Source organism: Pseudolysinimonas sp. (genome assembly GCF_031389465.1).
Taxonomy (GTDB): Bacteria; Actinomycetota; Actinomycetes; order Actinomycetales; family Microbacteriaceae; genus Pseudolysinimonas_A.
Genome location: NZ_JANMSQ010000234.1, coordinates 1 through 2,871, shown reverse-complemented (window position 1 = coordinate 2,871; position 2,871 = coordinate 1). Strand labels below are relative to the sequence as shown.

The window sequence follows — 2,871 nt, the reverse complement described above, 5'->3', positions numbered from 1 at the left end:
CTGCCCACCCCGGCGCCCTCGGCGATGCGACCGGCTTCGAGGTAGGTGAGGTGCTCGGGGTCGATGCCTTTACGCATCTTGATCGTGAGCGGCACCCGCCCGGCCGCGCTCACGGCGCCTTCGACGATCTCGCGGAACAGGTCGAGGTCGACGAGCGCACTCGCGGAGGCGACCGCGAGCCCCACCGCCCGGGCGGAACGCTCGATCGCGGCGCGTGCGCGGGGGTCGGGGGAGGCCGCAAGTTCTTCGCCCGTCGAGCCCTCCCAGCCGTGCGCGCGGGCCCAGCGCACCGAACTCGGTCCGGAGGCGATCGCTTCGAGGCATCCCGATCGCCCGCAGGCACAGGGGTCATCGAAGCCCGCCACCTGCACGTGCCCGATGTGCCCGGCGTTGCCGCTCATACCCGAAATGCCGCGCCCGTCGAGCACGAGGCCGCCGCCGACGCCCGTCGAGACGACCATGCCCATGACGTTGGCCGATCCGCGGCCGGCGCCGTACCGGGCCTCGGCGAGAGTGATGGCCAGCCCGTCGATGGCGAGCACGACCTCGGCCCCCGGTACGAGCGCGGCGACGAGGTCGCGCAACGGGTGGTCGCGCCACGCGGGAACGTTGAGCGGCGACGCGAGACCTCGCACGGTGTCGACCGGCCCGGCCGAGCCAATCCCCACCCGCGAAACGGTCGTGTCGCCGAGCGCGCCCTGCACGACTTCGGCGACCGCGGCATCCAGTTCGGCCGCCGAGCGCTCGGGCCCGGTCGGGCGGCGGGTGCGAGTGCCCTCGACGATGCGGCCGCCGACAACGAGCGCGGCTTCGACCTTCGTGCCCCCGAAGTCCACAGCCAGCACCGCGTCGACCTCCAGCGCCGGGGATTCAAGGGGCTCACTCACGGCCCCCAGCGTAGACTTCCTCGGATGGATACGACGTCGCTGGCCCCGGCCGAACGGGCGGTCAAGCTGCTCGGCGGCGACCTCACCGAGAAGAGCCTGCGCCTGCACCTTGAAGGGCTGTCGGGGGTGGATGCCGTGGGCCTCGAAGCCCGCGCCGCCGGCCTCGGAACCCGGTCGATCAAGACCACCTCGAAGGCGTGGGCACTCGACACGATCATCACCCTCATCGACTTGACGACTCTCGAAGGAGCCGACACTCCCGGCAAGGTGCGGTCGCTCGTCGCGAAGGCGGTGACCCCCGACGCCTCCGACCCCTCGACGCCGCGCGTCGCGGCGGTGTGCGTCTACGGCGACATGGTCGCGACGGCGGTCGACGCCCTCGGCGACCTGCACGGCGACCCGGATGATGGCAAGATCTCGGTCGCGGCAGTGGCGACGGCGTTCCCGAGCGGCCGGGCGTCGCTGCGGGTGAAACTCGCCGACACCGAGGATGCCGTGGCCGCCGGCGCCGACGAGATCGACATGGTCATCGACCGTGGCGCGTTCCTCGCCGGCAACTACGGCAAGGTCTTCGAGGAAATCGTCTCGGTGAAGGAGGCCTGCCGCCGCGCGGACGGGTCGTACGCGAGCCTCAAGGTGATCCTTGAGACGGGCGAACTCAACACCTACGACAATGTGCGGCGCGCATCCTGGCTGTCGATTCTCGCCGGGGGCGACTTCATCAAAACCTCGACCGGCAAGGTGCAGCCCGCGGCGACCCTGCCGGTGACGCTGCTCATGCTGCAGATCGTGCAGGAATGGCACCGGCTCACCGGCGAACGCGTGGGGGTGAAGCCGGCGGGCGGCATCCGGGCCTCGAAGGATGCGATCAAGTACCTGGTGACCGTCGCCGAGACCGCAGGCGAGGAGTGGCTGCAGCCGCACCTGTTCCGCTTCGGGGCCTCGACGCTGCTCAACGACGTGCTCATGCAACGGCAGAAGATGACGACCGGTCGCTACAGCGGCCCCGACTACGTGACGGTGGACTGATGCCCGCTTCTGGTGAGCACTTCTTGGATTACGCGCCGGCGCCGGAGTCGACGAGCATCCTGCACCTGAAGAAGTCGTACGGACTCTTCATCGACGGCGAGTTCGTCGACGGCTCGGGTTCGGGATTTTCGACCATCTCGCCCGCGAACGAGAAGAAGATCGCAGAGATCGCGATGGCGACCCCCGCCGACGTCGACAAGGCGGTGACCGCGGCCCGTCGGGCGTTCGAGAAGACCTGGTCGAAGATGCCCGGCGCCGACCGCGGCAAGTACCTGTTCCGCATCGCGCGGCTCATCCAGGAGCGCGCCCGCGAGCTCTCGGTGGCCGAGAGTCTCGACAACGGCAAGCCGATCAAAGAGAGTCGGGATGTCGACATCCCTCTCGTCGCCGCCTGGTTCTTCTACTACGCCGGCTGGGCCGACAAACTCGACTACGCCGGGCTCGGCTCGTCGCCGCGAGCGCTGGGGGTCGCCGCGCAGGTCATCCCGTGGAACTTCCCGCTGCTCATGCTCGCCTGGAAGATCGCCCCCGCCCTCGCCGCCGGCAACACCGTCGTCATCAAGCCGGCCGAGACGACGTCGCTGTCGGCACTGATCTTCGCCGAGATTCTGCAGCAGGCCGACTTGCCCAAGGGCGTCGTGAACATCGTCACCGGTGCGGGGGAGACGGGTGCGACGCTGGTGCGGCATCCCGATGTCAACAAGGTCGCCTTCACCGGATCGACCGCCGTCGGCCGCGAAATCGCGAAAGCGGTCGCCGGCACGGGTAAGAAGGTCACCCTCGAGCTCGGCGGCAAGGCAGCGAACATCGTCTTCGACGACGCCCCGATGGAGCAGGCGATCGAAGGCATCGTCAACGGCATCTTCTTCAACCAGGGCCACGTCTGCTGCGCCGGCTCGCGCTTGCTCGTGCAAGAGAGCGTCGCCGATCTGGTGATCGCCAAGCTCAAGCGCCG

At 69.3% G+C, this 2,871-nt stretch carries 3 protein-coding genes; 2 read left to right on the top strand and 1 reads right to left on the bottom strand.

Annotated features, from left to right (window positions below):
• The coding region (locus RMO30_RS09375) for an ROK family protein (RefSeq protein WP_309712417.1) at positions 1–887 on the bottom strand (887 nt) is incomplete at its 3' end.
• A 24-nt stretch (positions 888–911) separates the two neighbouring features.
• Between RMO30_RS09375 and deoC the strand changes: the two genes are divergently transcribed.
• Both deoC and RMO30_RS09365 read left to right on the top strand, forming a co-directional pair.
• Positions 912–1,916 carry a deoxyribose-phosphate aldolase gene (gene deoC, locus RMO30_RS09370; RefSeq protein WP_309712414.1) on the top strand — a complete coding sequence of 335 codons (1,005 nt, stop codon included), beginning with the start codon at positions 912–914 and terminating at the stop codon, positions 1,914–1,916.
• A partial coding sequence (locus tag RMO30_RS09365) for an aldehyde dehydrogenase family protein (protein ID WP_309712412.1) occupies positions 1,916–2,871 on the top strand: 956 nt, incomplete at its 3' end. The genes deoC and RMO30_RS09365, both read left to right, overlap by 1 nt.